This is a genomic window from Lactobacillus sp. UMNPBX17 (assembly GCF_002553735.1).
GTDB classification, from domain to species: domain Bacteria; phylum Bacillota; class Bacilli; order Lactobacillales; family Lactobacillaceae; genus Lactobacillus; species Lactobacillus gallinarum.
Genome location: NZ_PCYT01000121.1, coordinates 1 through 1,799, shown reverse-complemented (window position 1 = coordinate 1,799; position 1,799 = coordinate 1). Strand labels below are relative to the sequence as shown.

Below are 1,799 nucleotides of genomic sequence, written 5' to 3'. Positions count from 1 at the left end.
GGTCCAGATGGACTTTTATTTTTATAAAGTGTTCAACTTGATTTTACAATCGGCGAAAATAAAAAAGTCGACACTTACACTTTAAGAGGTGCGGCTAATCATAATTTCTACATTAATGGTAAATTAGTGCAGGTAGTTAATGGTCAATATGCGGTTCCAGTTGATGTTACTTCAGGAAAGATCGTATTTACTTCTGATGAAGCTGGAAAGAATGAGTTATATACTTTCAAGGTAACAGATGTGGATCCAGATTCTCCAGCAGCCGAAACTAATGATTCAGATGATTCCGACAATTCAAATCCAGGAAAAATTGACTCAGAGGACCTAGGCAATATTAGCTTTGATCATTTTGAAAAGAATGAAATTGATTTTACTAATATAGATGATGCTAAAGAAGATGGATATGACCCATTAACAGGTAACTGGAATGTTACAGGATCTGTTGATCCAGATAAAGTTGCTAGTTTAATTGCAGTTGTGCAGGGTAATTCTGAAAATGATCCAGCTAATTTAATCAAATTTGATAAGGATGGTAATTTTAAATTTACTTTTAAGGCACCTGAAACTGGTCAGAAGGCAATACAGTATATTTATACTACTAAAGACGGAGAAAAATACCGTGGTGTAATTGGAGCAATAGTGGATTTTGAAACTACAACTTTGAATGTCGAATTGCCAACTATCACTAATCAACCAGTTTTGCATATTTTAGGTACTGCTAATGATAATATGAGTGGCTATTCTGTCATAATAGACGGTAATAATATATTTACTCAAAGAAATACCAGGGAAGTTAATAGTTATCCAGAATCTGGCCAATCACTTAATCCATACGGACCATATAACATTAACTATGATGTTAATTTAGATGACAATAATGGTCGGCCAAGTGATCATATCATTACAATTAAGGTAGTGGATCAAGTAGGTAATGTCACTAAGAAGAAATTCAATGTACATTATGATCCTAATTACACGGGGCAACCTGAGATTACGTCAGGTGTTGATATGCCAACTACTTCAGAACAACCAATTAGTAAGCCACGTGTTGTAATTCCAACTAATAATTCTAGTGATACTGAAGTTTCAACAGACACCATCACCCTAATCTTAACTCACAACGCCTTCGTCTATGATGGTGACGGCAATGTTGTAATTACAGACGGCAAGAATACTTTGCTTGAAAAGGGCAATACTATTTCTGCATGGCACAAGGGTCAAATCACTACCTTGGCAGGCAGAAGTACGTTCAAGTCGGTGATAACAAGTATGTGAAGTTGTTCAACACTTTGCTTAAGAAACTTGTAGTTCACAACTCATACCTTTACGATGCTAATGGCAAAGCAACTGGTAAGAAGCATAAGTTGACCGTTGTAAAGCATGGTAAGTTTGTTTACGTTTGGAACAATGGCGAAGAATTCAGAATTAATGGTAAAAAGTTCTGTCGCTTAGCCAACGGTAAGTTTATCAAGGTAGCTAACTTACAAACCGTTAAAGCAATCAAGATAAAACATTACAGAGCACGTTTATATGATAAAAACGGTAAGTTACTTAAGAAACATATTACTTTGACTAAGGGTAAATGCTACTGGGCATGGAATGATGCCAAGATAGTTAAAATCCATGGTAAGAAATATTACAGAGTAGGAAAGAACAGATATGTTCGTGCAAATAAGGCTGCAAAAGTAGAGATCAAAACAGCCCTAGATGCTGATAAGCTCAAGTAGAAATAGATTTAGATACGAAAGTGTCTGGGAAAAAACTAACTTTCAGATACCAAAAGACGATCAATCCAACTC

Annotated in this window: 2 protein-coding genes; both read left to right on the top strand. The window is 35.5% G+C overall.

Annotation, left to right across the window (positions count from 1 at the left end):
* Positions 1 to 126: 126 nt before the first annotated feature.
* Entirely contained in the window at positions 127 to 1,275 is a 1,149-nt protein-coding gene (locus CP368_RS09805; RefSeq protein ID WP_098044437.1) for a hypothetical protein, read from the top strand.
* Positions 1,206 to 1,727 carry an SLAP domain-containing protein gene (locus CP368_RS09800; RefSeq protein WP_233185886.1) on the top strand — a complete coding sequence of 174 codons (522 nt, stop codon included), beginning with the start codon at positions 1,206 to 1,208 and terminating at the stop codon, positions 1,725 to 1,727. Before CP368_RS09805 ends, CP368_RS09800 begins: the two co-directional genes overlap by 70 nt.
* Positions 1,728 to 1,799 lie beyond the last annotated feature (72 nt).

Bases quoted from the DNA above. Each gene is read 5' to 3' on its own strand.
- CP368_RS09800 (WP_233185886.1), top strand. From the start codon at position 1,206: ATGGCACAAGGGTCAAATCACTACCTTGGCAGGCAGAAGTACGTTCAA.